The sequence below is a fragment of the Thalassoroseus sp. genome (assembly GCF_984380535.1).
The window spans coordinates 17,599-35,729 of the sequence record NZ_CFHRBF010000001.1 but is presented as its reverse complement, the minus strand read 5'-3'; the positions used below and the strand labels follow the sequence as shown (position 1 = coordinate 35,729).

At 54.7% G+C, this 18,131-nt stretch carries 14 protein-coding genes; 7 read left to right on the top strand and 7 right to left on the bottom strand.

What is annotated here, in order from left to right; translation table 11 throughout:
* Window positions 1–19: 19 nt before the first annotated feature.
* On the bottom strand, window positions 20–1,882 hold the full coding sequence (locus AC5DDB_RS00150) for a DUF4178 domain-containing protein (protein ID WP_491737635.1): 1,863 nt from the start codon (window positions 1,880–1,882) through the stop codon (window positions 20–22).
* Window positions 1,883–1,929: 47 nt separating this feature from the next.
* Window positions 1,930–2,439 (bottom strand): adenosylmethionine decarboxylase, encoded by a 510-nt coding sequence (gene speD, locus AC5DDB_RS00145; protein ID WP_491737634.1) that lies wholly within the window; start codon window positions 2,437–2,439, stop codon window positions 1,930–1,932.
* 171 nt (window positions 2,440–2,610) lie between these two features.
* Between speD and AC5DDB_RS00140 the strand changes: the two genes are divergently transcribed.
* The 3 genes from AC5DDB_RS00140 to ilvD are packed head-to-tail and all read left to right on the top strand — an operon-like array spanning window position 2,611 to window position 5,711.
* Window positions 2,611–3,393: an inositol monophosphatase family protein gene (locus AC5DDB_RS00140; RefSeq protein WP_491737633.1), complete on the top strand. Its 783-nt coding sequence runs from the start codon at window positions 2,611–2,613 to the stop codon at window positions 3,391–3,393.
* A 54-nt stretch (window positions 3,394–3,447) separates the two neighbouring features.
* The gene (locus AC5DDB_RS00135) at window positions 3,448–3,966 is read left to right on the top strand and encodes a hypothetical protein (protein ID WP_491737632.1); all 519 of its coding nucleotides are present in this window, start codon (window positions 3,448–3,450) and stop codon (window positions 3,964–3,966) included.
* A gap of 59 nt (window positions 3,967–4,025) precedes the next feature.
* Entirely contained in the window at window positions 4,026–5,711 is a 1,686-nt protein-coding gene (gene ilvD / locus AC5DDB_RS00130) for a dihydroxy-acid dehydratase (RefSeq protein WP_491737631.1), read from the top strand.
* Between the two features lie 16 nt (window positions 5,712–5,727).
* Here ilvD and AC5DDB_RS00125 read toward each other — a convergent pair whose 3' ends face one another.
* The 3 genes from AC5DDB_RS00125 to AC5DDB_RS00115 all read right to left on the bottom strand — a co-directional run bounded on the left by AC5DDB_RS00125 (window position 5,728) and on the right by AC5DDB_RS00115 (window position 11,543).
* Complete coding sequence (locus tag AC5DDB_RS00125; protein WP_491737630.1) at window positions 5,728–7,374, bottom strand: hypothetical protein; 1,647 nt, start codon at window positions 7,372–7,374, stop codon at window positions 5,728–5,730.
* Window positions 7,375–7,530: 156 nt separating this feature from the next.
* On the bottom strand, window positions 7,531–8,679 hold the full coding sequence (gene ispG, locus AC5DDB_RS00120; protein WP_491737629.1) for a (E)-4-hydroxy-3-methylbut-2-enyl-diphosphate synthase: 1,149 nt from the start codon (window positions 8,677–8,679) through the stop codon (window positions 7,531–7,533).
* Window positions 8,680–8,750: 71 nt separating this feature from the next.
* Window positions 8,751–11,543 (bottom strand): M16 family metallopeptidase, encoded by a 2,793-nt coding sequence (locus AC5DDB_RS00115; RefSeq protein ID WP_491737628.1) that lies wholly within the window; start codon window positions 11,541–11,543, stop codon window positions 8,751–8,753.
* Between the two features lie 231 nt (window positions 11,544–11,774).
* Here AC5DDB_RS00115 and AC5DDB_RS00110 point away from each other — a divergent pair, with 231 nt between their 5' ends.
* Together AC5DDB_RS00110 and AC5DDB_RS00105 are read left to right on the top strand one after the other, a co-directional pair.
* Window positions 11,775–13,040, top strand: a complete 1,266-nt coding sequence (locus AC5DDB_RS00110) for an outer membrane protein assembly factor BamB family protein (protein WP_491737627.1) — start codon at window positions 11,775–11,777, stop codon at window positions 13,038–13,040.
* Between the two features lie 93 nt (window positions 13,041–13,133).
* On the top strand, window positions 13,134–14,105 hold the full coding sequence (locus tag AC5DDB_RS00105; protein ID WP_491737626.1) for a PP2C family protein-serine/threonine phosphatase: 972 nt from the start codon (window positions 13,134–13,136) through the stop codon (window positions 14,103–14,105).
* A gap of 331 nt (window positions 14,106–14,436) precedes the next feature.
* Here AC5DDB_RS00105 and AC5DDB_RS00100 read toward each other — a convergent pair whose 3' ends face one another.
* Window positions 14,437–14,775, bottom strand: a complete 339-nt coding sequence (locus AC5DDB_RS00100) for a four-helix bundle copper-binding protein (protein ID WP_491737625.1) — start codon at window positions 14,773–14,775, stop codon at window positions 14,437–14,439.
* Between the two features lie 163 nt (window positions 14,776–14,938).
* Between AC5DDB_RS00100 and AC5DDB_RS00095 the strand changes: the two genes are divergently transcribed.
* Together AC5DDB_RS00095 and AC5DDB_RS00090 are read left to right on the top strand one after the other, a co-directional pair.
* On the top strand, window positions 14,939–16,177 hold the full coding sequence (locus AC5DDB_RS00095; protein WP_491737624.1) for a permease: 1,239 nt from the start codon (window positions 14,939–14,941) through the stop codon (window positions 16,175–16,177).
* A gap of 37 nt (window positions 16,178–16,214) precedes the next feature.
* Window positions 16,215–16,709: a hypothetical protein gene (locus AC5DDB_RS00090; RefSeq protein ID WP_491737623.1), complete on the top strand. Its 495-nt coding sequence runs from the start codon at window positions 16,215–16,217 to the stop codon at window positions 16,707–16,709.
* Between the two features lie 95 nt (window positions 16,710–16,804).
* Here the strand turns inward: AC5DDB_RS00090 and AC5DDB_RS00085 are convergent, their stop codons facing one another.
* Window positions 16,805–18,082, bottom strand: a complete 1,278-nt coding sequence (locus tag AC5DDB_RS00085; protein WP_491737622.1) for an NADH-quinone oxidoreductase subunit D — start codon at window positions 18,080–18,082, stop codon at window positions 16,805–16,807.
* Window positions 18,083–18,131: the final 49 nt, after the last annotated feature.

Sequence of the window (18,131 nt, the reverse complement as noted above, 5' to 3'; positions counted from 1 at the left end):
AGGATATGACTTTTTGCTTCTATTCCGATTGAAACGGACTGTAGTCGCTATCAGCCCAGCGTCGTGTCGCGAACCCTAAATGATGCAACGCAACACAAGCGGGTACGATTCCTAAAATGATGATTAACACGACGAGTGGTCCGGCTCGTGGTACATCTTCGCGAATTTGCAGCGCAAAAAACGGGCTTGCCGACGCCGTGTTTTGCCATTTGGCGCGAACTCGCAGATCGTATTGGCCCTTCGGCAAAGCGGAAAGATAAACGGCTTCACCATTGGGCACACCGAATTCGCGTTTTTTCCCGGTCTTGGAATCAATGATTTCGCCGTAGACATACACCCATTGAGTCGCGGTGACTTTGACTTCAATGTTGTCGCCGCCGGAAATCTGATGGGTAAGCGGTTGCAACACTTCAGCCGGCTGCCCCGGTTGGAACTGAATGCTCTTCGAAAACAATGCCCGTCGTCCGCTGGTTGCGAACATGAGGAAGCCGACTGCAATCGCGACCGCAGCGAGCATCAAAAATGTCTTGTAGACGGACTTATAAGGATAGACTTGATTCGGTGCGACACCTGTTGGCTCGGCGAGATCGATTCCACCAAACGCCTGCTCCACTTTTTCGACCGGTAGATAGTGGAGCAACGTGTAGTTGACTTCGCCTTGCTTCTTTTTGCGACGTTTCTTCTGAATGCGTTCTTCGCTTAAGTCGACAGCGGTCTCGCGGGAAATCATCCAAGGTGGCGAGATGTAATCCGCCGACCGCACGGTCTCACCGATGGAGACCTTCCAGTAGAATTCTCCGATGACCCAATCGACTACTGGACGGGACCGATCGAAGATGCGGAAACTGCGTCCGTCATACTCGGCAACGGAACCGCGGGCATACACGTCGCCAGATGGCACACCTTGACCGAAACTCCAGTGGCCTTCACTGCACACCAACCAGCAAAACGGCTGGCGGGGACAGTATAAAAGATACTCTTCCCACTTGTAGTCGATTCCGTCGTAGGTGACTTTCTTTCGGACGAAGCCGATGATTTTGTATTCGCGGGGACCGTCCCAGTCGGCTTGGATATCTTCCGGATCGAAACGACCGACCGAACCCAGCTTGATTCGCGGAGTGACTTTCTTCTTACCCAGTGCTTGAAGAAACTTCAGGTCGCCGTGATCGCAGTCCAACATGGCCCCGCAATAAGGACAGGCAACACGAAGTGTCTCATCAGGAGCTTGCAGTTCGAGCGGGCCACCACACTGGGGGCAATTGACTTGAGCGGTTTTGACCCGCCGCTCTGCTTGTTCACGCGAGGCGGCCTCTGCAAGTCCCAAGCGTTCAAGCGGAAGTTCACCGCCGGCGTACAGAACGGGTTTGTCACCGCCCCAATCGATGGTCGCGAATTTTCGACCGGCCCCCGAGAGATCTGCAAACTCAAAAACTTCGCCCGGCACAAGCGGATACGGGATTTCGCCTTCGGCAGATGCGTATTCACCGCTACCGACTTCCGAAACCGCCATGTTCCCGATGCCAGGAACGGTAATTTCTTGGTCGATCTCCAGTTCGTCAGCGGACGGGATCTGAAACCCGCCGGTGGTGTCCTTTTCAAAGGTGAGGTAATACCGGCCCTGGGCTTCGGCTAACCACCCCCAGCGTTTGCCGCCTTGGAATGCGGCGTACCATTCGTCCCAAATACCACCAGCCGAATGGCGAATTTGGGCGCGTCCAACGAGTTCAAACGGCACACCTTTGAACTTCCCACGGAGACCAACACGCAAGGGCGAATCGGTTTGCACCAGGTCCGAAACTTTGCCGAGGTTTTCAAGTGCTCCGTCCGCACGACCGACGGCCGACCGACAATTCGGGCAAATCGTCACGATGGAACTATCCACAGTGAATTCGATTGGCGCCGCACACGCGGGACACGAAGCCTGAAAACTCATTGGCCGCCTCCATTCGCCGTCTGCGATTTCGACTGCTCGTTTGTCGGATGGTCTGTCGTGTAGTCGCAGGCGTCAGCCCGTGGCCGTTCGAAAGACGCAAGTTCTGACTTTGATGGCCGCCGGATTTCACTTCCGGTCGACAGACCGCGATCCATCTCGATGACTTCGACCTCGACTGGTTGGAAATGGTCAGCGAGAACGCGAAATGCATCCATCAAATTCATGGTTTCGCCACACGTGAATACGTCCGCTGCGAGGTAGTCGCGTTCGGGCCATGTGTGGATCGAAAGATGAGATTCCGCTAGCGTCGCCACACCGGTCACACCTTGGGGACTGAATTCATGCACGTGCAGATGCAGCACCGTTGCACGGATTTTCTCAGCCGCTTCGAGAATTGCCTGACGTACCGTGTCTGCATCGTCGAGACCACGACGACAATTCCAAAACTCGATCAGAAGGTGCCGGCCCAATGGCTGCGGATTGCTGTCGATCACGTAGTTCGCCATGTGACTTTGGGAGAATAGACGCGCAGCCTAACATGTCATTCGATGTCATCCAAGTTCAGCGGACAAAAAAACAGATCGCCACATGCTCAGCCAACCCCGTATTGCTGAGATGCGAGCAACGCTCCATAATGTCGCCGTCTCAACCCGCGTTAGAAGAGTAGAGGAGAAATCATGGAGGAACCGGACTTGTCGTTGATGCTGGAAGTCGCGATGGCTGCGGCGCGGATCGGCGGCGATGTGTTGTCATCGTGGTCGGAGCGATTCACGGTCAGCGAAAAAGCGCGGGCAGACTTGGTGACCGAGGCAGACCTCGAAGCGCAAAAGGCGATCCATCGGCATCTCAGTGCGGTTTTCCCCGAGCATGGGTTCTTGGGAGAAGAAGGACTCGCCGAACCGCAAGGCGAATCGCAGTTTCGTTGGATCATCGACCCGCTCGATGGAACTTCGAACTACGTGCACGGGTTTCCGTACTATTGCGTGTCGATCGGTCTCCAACGCAATACCGAACTTGTCGGCGGCGTTGTGTTCGATCCCAATCGAAACGAGATGTTTCACGCCGGGAAATCGTTGGGGGCGTTTGTCAATCGCAAACCGATTCAACCAACTTCCACTGCCGAAGTCGCTCAGGCAATGACGATGGCCAGTCTGCCCCGCGGAGCCGGTGTGGAAGACCCTGCCCTTGCCCGCTTCTTGAAAGTCCTGCCTCACGCTCAGACCGTACAACGTAGCGGGTCAGCTGCGTTGAATCTGGTGTATGTGGCGTGCGGTCGCATCGATGCATTTTGGTCGTCGAGTCTAAAGCCTTGGGACATGGCGGGCGGTGCGGCGATCATTCAGGAAGCTGGGGGACATGTCACAAATCTGGTGAACGGAGCGTTTGACGTTAGCCAACCCGACATTCTCGCGACCAACGGGACCGCTCTTCACGACGAACTCGTTCGCTTGCTTGAATAAACCCGTGGCGTATGAGAGGCTGCACCCGTTTCCCGGTTTCAACGAGAGAATCGCATGGCACCGCCTCGCAACCAAGCCCGTCGGCCTCGACAACCAGACGCTGAAGAGTCTCGCGAAATCCCTTGGATGGGCGTCGTCGCCTTAGTTGGCGTGCTGATCCTCTGGTTCACGTGGAGTTTCATGGCAGCAGCTTATGCAACGGAAGTTCAAGGTTGGAGTTCCACTGGTACGAATGTCTCGTTCGATATGCGACGGACTGCTCTCCGGTCGTTCTTCGGATTGATCGGAAACGGTTTCAGTCAAATCGGGAATGCGCCGGCGGTTATCAAGTTCAATTTTGCCAATAAGCTTTGGCTGCCGATTGCAGGGTTCGTTGTATTCGCCATTGTGGTCGGTATTGGAGTGGCACTGAACAAGCTCGATAAAGAACTCTCGAGCGAACCGAGCTGGAAGAAACCTCGGGAGTTCACAACTCCCAAAGGCGACGGACCGGCACCTTCTCGGAAGCCGAAGAAGAAACGACGACCCCTGCCCCCTCCCGGCCATCCCGGATCAAAACGCAGACGACCGTAATCCGGTCGACCGATACACAAATTGACAGCAACTGATTTTTTAGTCCCGAAAGCGGATCGATGTCTCAAGCACTGAACTGGAATAGTCAACGCCTAACGCGTGGCTGGCAACGTGGAGTGACCGCGTTTTACTACGGATTGGGTCTCGGCGAAGATGATTTCGATAAGCCGCAAATCGGTATCGGTGTGCCGCTGCTCGATGGCAATTTGTGCAACGTGCATGCATATGAACTTGCTCAGCAGATTGCCAAAGGCTGTAACGATTCAGGGCTGATCGGGTTTCCTTTCGGCGTTCCGGCGGTGAGCGACAACATTTCCCAAGGGCACGAGGGCGGAAACGCGTCTCTGCCGAGTCGCAACATGATCGCGAACGCAGCCGAAGCAGTGGCATCTGCTCACGGATACGATGCCTTGGTTGGCCTGCATAATTGTGACAAGAACGGGCCGGGCTTCGCGATGGCACTCGCTCGGCTGAACTACCCCGGTTTAGTCGTAAGCGGGGGCAGCATTCTCCCTGGCTGCAAAGGCGAGAACAAATGGACGATTCTTGACGTCTACGATTCGCAAGCCGCTGCCGGTGTGGGAGCGATGTCTCAACAAGAGGCCGACACGATCCTGCGAACCGCCTGCCCGGGACCCGGCGGATGTGGAATCGCTGCGTCATTCAATACTTGGGGCATTGCTTTGGAAGCCATGGGGTTGATGCTCCCGTTTTCCAGTTCGATTCCTGCCGTCGCTCCGGAGAAACGCACGGAGTGTTCGGACGTTGCCAGGGCGGTGCGTCACTTGCTTGCCGAAAATATTCGGCCTCGCGACATTCTCACCAAAACCGCACTTCGCAATGCCGCTGCAACGATGGCAGCGATCGGTGGTTCAACCAATGGAATCCTTCACCTGCTCGCGGTTGCTGTCGAAGCGGGAGTGGATTTCGGCTTGCGTGATATTCAACCGATCCTGCGGGAAACGCCGGTATTGTGCAGCTTCGCGCCGCGTGGCAAGAAGACCATGGTCGACCTGCACGAGCTTGGTGGTACCCCAGTTCTATTAAAGCACCTGCTCGACGCAGGAATCCTCGACGGCAACACGATGACAGTGACGGGAAAGACGTTAGCCGAGAATCTAGCCGACCTCCCCGAAGTCGCCGCCGGAAATGAATTGATTGCCCCGCACGACGCTCCGTTCAAGTCTTTTGCAGACATGCAAATTTGCTTCGGAAACCTCGCACCAGGCGGCATTGTCTTCAAGGTCTCAAGCATGACGCGGCCGGATTTTCGCGGTCCGGCGGCATGTTTCGAAGATCCTCGTGAAATCGTGACCGCTGTTGAAGAACGGCGAATTCGACCGGGCAGCGTGATCGTGCTTCGAAACCTGGGGCCGGTTGCGTCCGGTATGCCAGAGGTACTCATCGCGACCGCAGCGTTGGCGACACCCGAATTGGACGGCAAAGTCGCGTTTCTTTCGGACGCAAGAGTTTCCGGGGTTTCGCACGGGGCGATCGGCGTGCACTGTGCACCTGAAGCCGCTGTCGGGGGACCGATCGCATTAGTGAAAGATGGCGACGAGATTTCCTACAACCTCACCACCGGCGACATCACTTTGCATGTTCCGCACGCAGAAATCGGCCGTCGTCGGGAAGAGTGGACCCCGCCCCAAAGGCAACACACTCGAGGATACCTAGCAGACTTCGCAGCCACCGTCGCTGGTGCAGATCGCGGTTGCGTCAGTCGCGTGTTGTATCCCCAGTAAACAGATCGGGAAGCGATTACGGTTTCTCGGCAACGGCCGGACCAGCCGCCTGCGATGCCTCTTTCTCCACGGGCGTTTCAGGCGGTGTCTTTTCAGGGATATCGCTGGCTCCGGTTCGCGACAGGTATTCCGCTCGCAATTTGGCGGGCGAATCTACTGGGACATCGTCGAGGTGTTTCCGACGGTCTTCCGGCGGTAGATTGCATTCAGCGAGCATGAGTCGAGCCTGTTCGAGATGGCCGCCCCGATCACCGAATTGATCGATGTAACTCGCGAATGTCTGAGCAGCCTGTTCGGGGCGATCCAGTTCGAATTGGCAGATGCCGATCCAATAGTAAGCATCGTCGAACGCCTCGGCATGACTCCGCCGTACATCAGTGGGCACGCTGGGCAGACCAATCATTCGCGTGCACTGCAATCGCACATTAATGTACTGCTGAATGGCGTTGGGTAAGTCACCTCCCAATTGCGTATTCCGAGCTTTGAGTTGTAACTGCAGAGGTCGTCCCAAGATCAGATTTTGCTGAAGCTCATTGGGTGTCCGCCCTGGGACAATCGAACCGTCTGCCAATTCCACACTAAACGGCATCTGGAAAGGCAACCAAAGCTCCGTATACTGCAATGGCTTGTCGGTATTGTACCGTCCAATGAGCTGTTGTTCCGGGTAGGCCCACAGTTGAATCGATTTGACGGACGGAAGTTTGCGGTCGGCCTCGGGGATCGATTGAGAAATGACAGCCGACAACGTATCGCCACCAACAGACTGCTGTAACAGGTCCATCCGTGCAGACCACAGGGAACTCGAGCCAATCGCGAACGCATCCCAAGTTTGAAAGTTTTTACCGTCGAAGCCTTCGCTGCCTGCAGGATAGAGAGACTTCCATAGGTTCTCGTTTTGCTGAATCTGCTTGAGACTAGCAATGTCATTGTCGCCTAGACTGGAAGCATCCGGCGATGACGGGACTGGGACACCGATCACGGGATCGAAGAGTTGGCTCAACTGATTTTGATCTTCGACCGCGATTAGCCAGCGACCCGATTCACCCGCATCAGCCGGTTTGATGATGTACGTATCCAAACGCATTTGACGCATCAATTCCGCGAAGACCCAGGCCCGATCCTCGGCTGTTCCGCGACCGAACATCAATATCTCGTACGGTGTCTTCGGGATGGCGTCCGTCGCGGATTCCAACTCGACATTCCGCACGACCCAGTCAAACAATGCGACTTGCGGATTGTCCTCCTGCATCAAGGCGCGATCTACGATTTCGCGTAGCAACTGCGCGTCACGGATGAATTCGACATCTCGCTCGTCGAAACGAGTGTCGACCGCTCGTTCCAAAGTTTGTTCGGGCAAATTCTGTTCGAGTAACGTTGTTGCGTGCTCGTCGAATACGTTGGCGGGGTCGATGGCCTCACCCGATCGAATCCACCAGCGGTTGAGCAAGCTGGCAACTTGGTCTGCTGAACTATCCAAGCCAAGCCGGTCCGGCTGACACATGTCGATGATGGTCCCTAGAAACCGGTCTTCCGTCCGCGGTGGCGTGGCTCCCTTACCCTTAGGCGGTTTTGACGGCTTCGAGGACGATCCGCATCCACCCAAACCGGCAATCATGACAAGGAGCAAGCCCAACGTAACGGCTCGAATGTGGAGTGGTGTCATGGAACGACACGGTAAGACATTCATAGGATTGGATCGTAAGAAGCCAGTGGTCGGGATTGGGACCATAGTACGGTTTCTCTGGCCCGTGAAGGATGCGGAAAAGTCGTAGCTTCCCGACTTCACGAGACAGAAACCGCGGAAATCACAAGTCAATTTCTAGGTACCGACGGCGGTTCGCGCGTCGATGAGGGCATCCAACTCGGCTTTCAAACGCCCGAGGATTTCGTCGTATGGATAAGCCCCGAGTGACTCTTCGCCCCGTTTGAGATTCACGTAGTTCGGAGCACACCACAAACCAAGATCGGCGTCATCCGTCTCACCCGGCCCGTTGACTCGACAACCCATGACAGCGATCGTGATGGCATGGTCTTTGGCGTATGCCGTCATTTCCTTGACCTGCTCTGCCAAATCGACGAAGGCTTCGTTCTCCACACGGGAGCAACTCGGGCAACTGATGATGTTCAAGGAATCCAGGCCGAAATCGACGAACGAACGCACACGCCCCGCTGCAATGTCGGCTAAGATTCCCCGTCCGGCACTGATTTCTTCATGCTTACGATTGTTGGGAACTGTCAGCGAAACGCGGATGGTATCCCCAATTCCGCGGCTGATCAGTTGCTCAAACGCGATTCGGGTTTTAATCACGCCATCGGGGGGCATGCCGGCCTCCGTCACACCAAGGTGCAACGGCACATCCGGGCGTTCGGCGGCAAACCGCTGATTGACTTCGATCACTTTCTGCGGGTCGGAGTCCTTCAGCGAAACGCAGTACCGCGTAAAGCCTAGCGAATCGACAAACTCACAATGCTCGAGGGCACTTTCCAACATCGGTGTGATGGAGTCGTCGGAGTCGTACTTGTCGAGTTTGGCAGGATCGACCGAACCGCAGTTCACACCAATTCGCATCGCACAGTCGTTATCCGATGCGACACCTACGAGGTAACGAACTTTCTCCTGCCAAGGTTTATCACGCTCGTGATGATAAAGGTGCCCTGGGTTATAGCGAAGTTTTTGCACATACGGAGCAACGACTTCCGCTAGTCGATAGTTCTCCTGCAAGTCGATCGAGAGATTCGTGTTGGTCTGTCGTTGAATCTCGACCAACGCTTTGGCCTCTTTGGTGTTGTCGACAGCCACCCGAATCACGTCGGCCCCGGCTTCGCAGAGTTGGTGAATCTGCGAAACGGTGGCGTCGATGTCGGTGGTCTTTGTTGCCGTCATGCTTTGAACGGCAATCGGGTTTCCGTCTCCAATGGTAACCGAGCCGATTTTGACGGCTCTGGTCGGATTCCGAGGCAATTCCACGAGAAAAACCTTTTCACAGGTGAGTGAGTTGAAAACCGAACCGCGTCTCGCGGTGGATTTTAGGTTGCAGTCTACTTGTCAGCGTCTTTTTTGAAGTCACCGGCGACCGCTGTAAATAATGCGTCTGGTGACACATACTTCTTGAAGGTCTCACGAACATCATCTGTAGTGACCGCTTCGATCGACTCTTCCAATTTCGTGAAGTACTCCATCGTACGTCCTGCGTGCGCACTGCTTGTGAGGAGTGCAGCCAACGTGGAGTCACTGCTACGACTGACATCTTGCTTCTGCAGATAGCCTTGTTGAGCCGCCTGCAATTCCTCGTCAGTGACACCGTCTTTGATGAACTTATCGAGTTCCTCACGAATGGCGACTTTGACCTTTTCCAAGTTCTCAGGATTATAGATCGCATAGGTGTAAAAAGCCGCTCTTTGATCCAATTCCGAGGCATTGAATCCCGAGCCAACGCCGTACGACAACCCGTCCTTTTGACGGACGCGATCCCCTAATCGTGACGACAAGGAGCCACCACCGAGAATGAAGTTCGCCAACACCATGGCCGGGTAATCGGGGTGATCGTCGGCCATGGGAATCGCGAGACCGCTGAAATACACGGCATTAGCTTTGTCTGGCGTGAGGATCTCTTTGTATCCGCCGGACACAGAATCGTCGACCCGTGCTTCCAAACGTTCGTAATCTTTCTTCGCGTCCCAACCGCCGAGAATCTGCGTCATGGTCGCGAGAGTTTCGTCGGCGTCGAAATCTCCGACGATGGCCAACTCGCCATGACTTGCACCCACGTACTCGTTGTAAAGTTCTTCGAACTGCTCGCGGGTTACTTCCTTCAACCTGGCAAGTTGTTCTTTGGGGGTCGGGATGTAACGTGGATCATTTTCAGGCCACGGCGTAATGTGCCGACGAACCGCTACTGTGGATTGCGCCTGCGGATCGTTGAGTTGCTTCTCGTATCCTGCGATTTGTGCCTGCAGAATCAGTTTCAGCTCGTTCTCTGGCAGTGTTGGCTCACGAAGGATTTGTTGCAGCAATTCCAACACCTTCGGCAACCGGGCTCGATCGGTTTCGACGGTGAACGTCATCATCCCCGCGTCCCCAGAACCGCCAATCGACGAAACGTATTGATCGAGTTTGTCCTGAATTTCTTGGCGACTGAGTTCTTTGGTGCCGCGAAGCATCAGTGTCGGCAATAGCTCACAGGCTTTGACTTTGCCACTGAGGTTCTCGGCGTTTCCGTAGCGGAGTGTTAGCCGGAGCCGCACGGCTTCGCCGCGTGTCTTTTTCGGTAGGAGCGCGACTTTGAGGTCTTTGCCAATGGTCAGTCGACGGGTTCGCTTTTCGATATTCTCTGGTGATGTGTCGAAGTCTTCACCGGCCGCGACGACTTCACGACCTTTGTAGTCGCCAATCATCTCCGCAAGTTTCGGGGTCGGTGGAACCGAGACGCGTTGAGCCGACTCTGTCGGGATGAACAATCCCACCGTGCGATTGCTCCGTTCGAGATACGTTTTTGCGACCCGATTGACATCGTCCGCAGTGACTTTCTCAAGTCGATCGCGGTAGATGAAATACAGTCGCCAATCGCCCATCGCGGCCCATTCGGACAACTCGATGGCCAGACGTTGCGTGTCGCGGGCGGTTTGTTCTCGGTACTTCAGGAACTTTTGACGAATGCGATCGACTTCCTCGTCCGTCACGCCCTTCTCACGGACTTCTTCGATGGTATCCAACATGACTTGCAGAATCGCATCCGGTTCGTTCCCCTCAGCCGCTTCCGCCATGAACCGCAACATGCCCGGATCATGCAAAGCATATGCTGCTCCACTGACCGAGGCTGCTCGTTGCGTTTCGACCAACGACTTGTAAAGACGCCCCGATGGCGATTGCGTCATGATGCCTTCGAGGATGTCGATCGCCGGATAGTCGGGATGGCCACCCGAAGGGATGTGATACATCACACCCGCAATACCCACTTCGCCGACACGCCGCAGAGTCACCAAGCGTTCGCCGTCTTGCGCGGGTTCTTCGGTGTAAGTCTTGTCTAGCTCGCGTTCGGGAACGGGAATGGAGCCGAAATACTTTTGCGAAAGCTCCAATGCTTCATCCGTATCGAATTTGCCCGCAATCACGAGCATGGCGTTATCGGGTTGATAATACTTACGGTAGAAACGTTGCAGGTTCTCGATCGGCACGCGTTCGATGTCAGCTCGGTTGCCGATGGTGGATTGGCCATAGTTGTGCCATTCGAAGGCGGCGGCGGTCATCTTTTGCGACAACACGCGTGAAGGGCTGTTCTCGCCCCGTTCGAATTCGTTGCGAACAACGGACATTTCCGACTTCAGATCTTCGCCTTTCACAAAGCTATTGACCATCCGGTCCGCTTCCAGACGAATCGCGAATTCCAAGTTGTCGCCAACCGCGGGCAAGGTCTCATAGTAGTTGGTGCGGTCGAGCCATGTGGTACCGTTGAAGATCGCACCCCGTTCGGTCAAGATTTTGGGAATATCCGGATGGTTCGGCGTGCCTTTGAACAACATGTGTTCCAGCAGGTGAGCCATCCCCGCTTCACCGTAACCCTCGTGACGCGACCCGACGAACACCGTCATCGCAACTGTGACGGTCGGCTTGGATGAGTCGGGAAACAACAGCACACGAACGCCGTTCGCCAATTTGTACTCGTCGATCCCTTCGATCGACGTGACCAGCTCCGGGACGGTATCAGGCGGGGTGGAAGCGGTCGTTTTCGCGGGACTGTCGGCAGCCGATGCCGGTTCGTCGAGGTTCATAAGAATGGACAATCCGAATCCAAGAAAAGTCGCGGTCAAGATGCTCAACGCGGGCCGTCGCATGCAAAGCTCCTGCTTGCCAAGTTGGACATACATCCCAGGGAATTCAAAACCCAATTACAAGCGAATTCGTTTTTTTATGGGACTTGTGTAGATCCTAGCAACCCAACTGGATCATGGAAACCGTCCAGAGATTTGCGGACCGGAAAGAGTTTGTGATAAGTTGTGAATTACAGTGAACGAGTTCGTTCATAACCGCCTGACCTGTTTTTCTTCCCCCCTTGCGAGCCAACCATGACCTTGAAACGCCCTGCATTCGCCACACCGCTGCTTGGTTTAATGCTGCTCACCGTTTGCTCTTTCGCCAATGTGCGGGCGGAGGAGAACTGGGAGTCGTATCGCGGCCCGCAGGGAGATGGTCATGCTCGGGAAACCGGCTTGCCGGTGGAATGGGGGGCTGCCGATGTGACTTGGAGCACACCATTACCTGGCGAAGGCCAATCCTGCCCGACAATTTGGGGCGAACGCATTTTCCTGACAGCGTCGCTTCGGCACGGCGAAGAGCGGATCGTGTTTTGCGTCAACCGCAACGACGGTCGGATACTCTGGCAGAAAACAGCGTGGACGGGTCGACCGGAACCAACACATAAAATGACGGGGTGGGCATCCGCTACATGTGCAACGAACGGCCAGCATGTTTATACCTTCTTTGGTTATGGTGGCGGGTTGTTCTGCTACACGCTCGAGGGGGATCTCGTGTGGAATCAGAAACTCGGCGATTTCGAAGGCCCGTGGGGAACGGCGGCTAGTCCGGTTCTGTACAAAAATCTCGTCATTCAAAACTGTGATGCCGACACTAACGCTGCGATCGCCGCCTTCGATCAAAAAACTGGCGAACAAGTCTGGCGAACCAAACGCGAAGATTTTCGTGGCTGGAGTACGCCGGTTTTGGTCGATGTCGATGGAAAAAAGGAACTCGTCCTCAATGGGCATTTGGGCGTTCGTGGTTACGATCCTGATACCGGCAAGGAACTCTGGTTTTGCCGGGGTTACAACGGTCGAGGCACACCGATGGTCACACCAGGAGCGAACGGTTTGCTTCACGTGATTTGTGGTCGCGGCGGCGATGCGTTTGCGATCCGTCCGGGTGGACGCGGTGATGTGACTGCTACGCATCGGGTCTGGCATACGCCGCGTTTGCGTGGTCGCGACTTGCCCTCTCCGATTGTGTTGGGCGGGCAGATGTTGGTGGCGAACATGGCGGGAATCCTTTCGAGTTACGATTCCGACACCGGCAAGAATCTATGGCGTGGCCGCCTGGGTGGGAATTACTCCGCGGCTCCGCTGGCCTATCAGGGCTTGGCGTTCTTCATTAGCGAAGATGGACGAACCGTCGCCGTGAAGCCCGGATCGGAAATGCAAATCGTTGCCGAGAATACTTTGAAGGCATCGAACGAAGAAACCTTTCGCTCGACTCCAACACCCAGTGACGGGCAGCTTTTTATTCGTTCCACCAATCGACTGTACTGTATTGGCGAACGTAAGACAGATCGCAAATGACGGATGGTCTCTGCGATCTCGGTCGTCACTCGGAGACGGCAACGAATCGCGTGGTGAGGTGATGGTCGTACGACTTGAAGGAGGGAGATTCAGATGGATGAACCTGCTCAAAAAGACGACTCGACCTTCGGTATCCCTCACTTCCGCAACTTGTTCGGCAAGCGTCCTAAGCCAGTCCGTGTTCTGTACGCGGGGGCGTCGCATCCGGGGCGTGTTCGACGCACCAACGAAGATAACTTCGCCATCGTTCGTCGTCGCAGGACGCGCGATGTGCTGTTAACCAGCTTGAATGCCGATTCTCTGCCGGAATCCACCGATGAGGCCTACGTCTTCGTCTTGGCCGACGGAATGGGCGGACACGCGGCCGGAGAGATTGCGAGTCAGGCGGCGATCGAAGTCGCTTGGCAACTCGGGGGCACCGAGCTTAAATGGCCTATGATTCATGGGCAACACGAATCACTTGAGTTGGAATCGAAACTTCAGACATACGGAAAACTCATTGACCAGATGCTCCGGCAGATGGTCGACCGCAATCCAAACCTTGAAGGGATGGGCACGACATTCGTTGCGGCTTACAGTTTCGGATTGGAAGTTTTCGTTGGCAATATTGGTGATTCCCGGGCCTATATTTTTCGGGATCATGAACTATTGCGACTCACCCGCGACCATACTCTCGCCGAGCAATTGGTCGAACGGGGGCTGATGGACGCAGATGCTCCCGAAGTCAAGCAGTTCTCGCATATTCTCGTCAACTGTCTTGGTGGAACCGCCGACGATGCGGTCGCGGAGATACATCATGTGACTCTCCGCGATGGAGACGTACTGCTGTTATGTAGTGACGGGTTGACCGATATGGTCGATGACCGCGAAATCGCTGCGTTGCTCGATGATCGGCAATCGCCCACCCAAGCCGTCGACGGATTGATCGATCTCGCATTAGAGGCCGGCGGTGACGATAACGTGACCGTAGTCCTCGGCGAGTATCATGCACTCGTTGACCACGAGGACGAAACCGAGACTTTCAACGATACCCAATTCGGAAACGCAAGCGGGCCAGACACTTAGTCCTGAAACAGTGGACGAGGTTCGCAGATGCAAGACGCGGTGGTCGTCTGCACGCCGGATGAGTCACTGCGTGACAGCGACAGCTATTCACTGTTAATGTCAGGCAATTTCTTCAGACAGAGAGTCTCAAGAAAATCACGGCTCAATAAGAAATCCACACCAGCATAAAAATACTGGTGTGGATTAGTGCTGGTTGCTCATCCCCCAAGTTGGTGGGATTGGGGTCAGCTTACAGCAAGTCGCAGTCAACCGCAGCAGTTCTAATCTCGCGGAAACCGGACCGTAAGAACTTTATTCGTTTGCTGCGGATTTCTAGAAACTTTGTGCGGTCTTAAGCCGTTGCGCCCACCATGTTTCGACATTCCTCGGCACAGCGACGACAAGCCTTCGCACAAATCTGACAGTGATCAGCTTCGTGAGACTCGCAGTCCGAAGCGCACTTCTCACAGATCTCTGCACAGAGTCGACAAATCTCCTCCACAAACTGTGAGCCTCGACTCATAAACCCTGCTGCTTCCCAGCAGATAGCCGCACAGTCGCGGTCTGTACGGATGCAATCAGCCATTTTTGCCACATCATCTTCGCTCAGACAGGCGTCAGCGCAGTGTTCGCATTCTTTCGCACACTCGATGCAAGCTTCGATACAGGAGGCGTACTTCTCATGAGACATAAAGTTTCTCCTTCTGAAAAGGTTCGTGACTAAAATCGAACCGGCGTGAACCGTCTCGCGATTACCGCACCTGCAAGCATCGTGCCAATTGGCAAGCAATTTGCTACGAGGCATTTCGACAAAAGACGAAACTGCGAACTCAGTGGAGAACGAGCGAAGACACATGCAGGAATTCATGGAGAATTGGCACCAGGCGGCTTTGACCTCTCTCGGTTTTTTCTGGATGGCCTTCTGGGCTTTTGCGTTGGGCTACATCATTAGTAGCTGTATCCAGATATTCGTGACCCGCGAGCGGATGCAAAAGACAATGGGAGAAGCAGGCTCCAAGAGCGTCGCTTTGGGAACCTTCTTTGGCTTCATATCGAGTTCATGCAGTTTCGCCGCCCTTTCTACATCCAAATCACTTTTCAAAAAGGGGGCTGGCTTAGTTCCCTCGTTAGCATTCCTGCTAGCGTCGACAAATCTTGTTATTGAACTCGGAATCATCATTGCCATCTTTCTAAGTTGGCAATTTGTCGTGGGGGAGTACCTCGGCGGGCTGTTGTTGATCCTGTTCATGTGGCTGCTCGTCAAGTTGACTTTGCCTGCGTCACTCGAGCAGGAAGCCCGTGAACACGTTGGAGGCAACGAGCAGAACGATGACAACGAGAGTCCCGATTGGAAAGAACGAGCAACCAGTCTCCAGGGATGGCGAATGGTCGCTAGGCAGTACTTCATGGAATGGGGGATGGTATGGAAAGACGTTGCGTTCGGCTTCACCGTTGCCGGTGTGATCGCGGCGTTCGTACCCAGCGAGTTCTTCACAACGCTATTTTCAGGTTCTGGCGGGGAGACCGGGCCATCCTTTGGACAAGTCCTATTGCAAACCATCGTGGGGCCGCTTGCCGCCTTCTTCACGTTCATCGGTTCGATGGGGAACATCCCACTGGCTGCGTTGCTCTACTCCAACGGAGTGAGCTTTGCCGGAATCATGGCGTTCATTTTCAGCGATCTCGTGGTGTTTCCTTTGCTGCGAATCAATGCGAAGTACTTCGGTTGGAAAATGGCTCTTTACATCATGGCCGTGTTCCTAGTCTGCCTAATCGCGACAGCGGTGTTGCTGCACTACGGCTTCCTCGCCTTTGACTTACTTCCCGAACGGGCTCGCGGCAGCGAAGGCGTTGAACCTTCGGAACGGTTCGCGATCGACTACACCTTCTTCCTGAACCTGGCGTTTTTGGCGGTGACAGGTGTCTTCGGCTGGCTTGCCTATTTTAGATCGGACAAAGGCAAAACGCAGCATGATCATGGTGACATGAGCGAAGATGACGGAAAGAGCTGGGCAGACCTCTTGTTGACAGTATTGGCTTACGCGTCGTTCACTTGGCTGATTGGCGGGCTGGTTATGAAAGCGTTGATCTAACCTATTCCTGATTTTCTGAAAGCAGTTGGTACCACTTATGAATAAGAAACGATTACAGATCTATTTCGAAGACCATACCGCACTCATCGTTGGTGAGCTGGAACTTATTCGGCGTTGTCGCAACAGTAACCAAGGGAGCGAACTTGGCGACTTCCTTGAGAATCTTCAATGCGAAGTCGAAAACCAACGAAAGACAATCGACCGGATTCTAGAGTTGCTCGAAATCGAAGCGTCTTTTGCAAGTTCAATGAAGCAAGGAGCAGCGTGGTTTGCCGAGAAGATTGGAAGGTTCAAACTGAACGACTCACTCATCGAGTACTCGCCGCTCAGTCGAATCATTGAACTCGAAGGCCTCGCTGCAGCGGCACTTGAGAGAGTGGCGATGTGGGAAGTGATAGCCTGTATTGCAAACGACGATCGTAGGCTAGATGCGATTGAAGTCGATTCGTTTCAAAGGGTGTCCGAACAGCATCTCAGTGATCTAAGAACGCACCGACAGGCTGCAAATGTCGAAGCGTTTCAATGCAAATAAGCCGTGTCACGGTGAGTGATCGCGAACATGACAGTTCGCGTTGTCTCGCGACGATCTCACTCACTCTAGGCCTAACTTTGGTCGTCTGGCGTGATCTACCGATCGATCTCACCCATCACAACATCCAATGATCCGACGATTGAAGGAATGTCGGCGATCAACGTACCGGGGCTGAGCATGCCGGTAACGGAGAGATTGCAGAACGACGAACTCTTGGCGCGAACTCGCAGCGGTTCCGCGTCGCCGTTGCCGACGACATAGAAACCCATTTGTCCACGCGGGCACTCAGTTTCCAGGTAGCACTCGTCTTTCGGCAACTTCGTGCTGAATTTATGAGCCACGCGGAAGGTGCCTTCGGTGGTCGGGTATTTGTCGATCGCTTGGCGGACCAATCCGATGGCTGACACAACTTCCAACATCCGCACATAGAACCGACACCAATTGTCGCCGAGTTCGACCTCAGGCGGTGCCTCATCGAAGGGAGCGACTGGGATCTTATATTCGTATCCCTTATACATCCGTGTGTAGATGGGCTCGCCATCACGACGCAGATCGTGGTCGACACCACTTCCCCGCAACACTGGGCCGGTGCATCCGTAGTCGATCGCATCTTCCCGACTAAGCGTGCCGATAGCGGCGGTGCGTTTAATGAAAATCGCATTCCGCGTTAATAGTGTGTGGTATTCTTTGATCCGTTTTTCCAACCATTCCAGAAAGATCAAGACGGCATCGGTCCACGGGAGTTGGGCACTAGCACCGTCTTTTAAGATCGGCCATTTCTTGCGGAGTCCGCGATCTGAAGACGTAATTGATGCCAAGCCCGGTGGAATCGTGATCGTTTCCGGCAGATCGTGCGTTGCACCGCCGATAGTGATGTAACTGTAAGTCAGTCGGGCACCGCAAACTTCTTCGAACAAGTCGAGGATGATTTCCCGTTCCCGGAACGCGTACAAAAACGGGCTGAAGGAACCAAGGTCCAGCCCATACGCGCCCATGCCGACGAGGTGGCTAGCGATCCGGCCGAGTTCGGCGATGATGACCCGGAGCGTCATCGCCCGTTCGGGAACTTCCATGCCGAGCAGTTTTTCAACGGTCAGTGCCCAGCCGAGATTCATGTTCATCGCGGCGAGATAGTCCATGCGGTCCGTGTAAGGGATCCATTGGACCGGCGTCAGGTTCTCGCCAATCTTTTCGGCACAGCGGTGGAGGTAGCCAATGTGGGGTGTGACTTCGCGGACGACTTCACCATCCGTCCGCAGCAACAACCGTAGCACTCCGTGCGTACTCGGATGCTGCGGTCCCATGTTCACCAACATCTCGTCGGTATGAACATCAAACTCAACAAGCCGAGGATCTTCGATGGCCATGCTCATGGTGTGTGGTCCGTTTTATCTATCAGTAGGTCAGGCTGTGCCTGACATG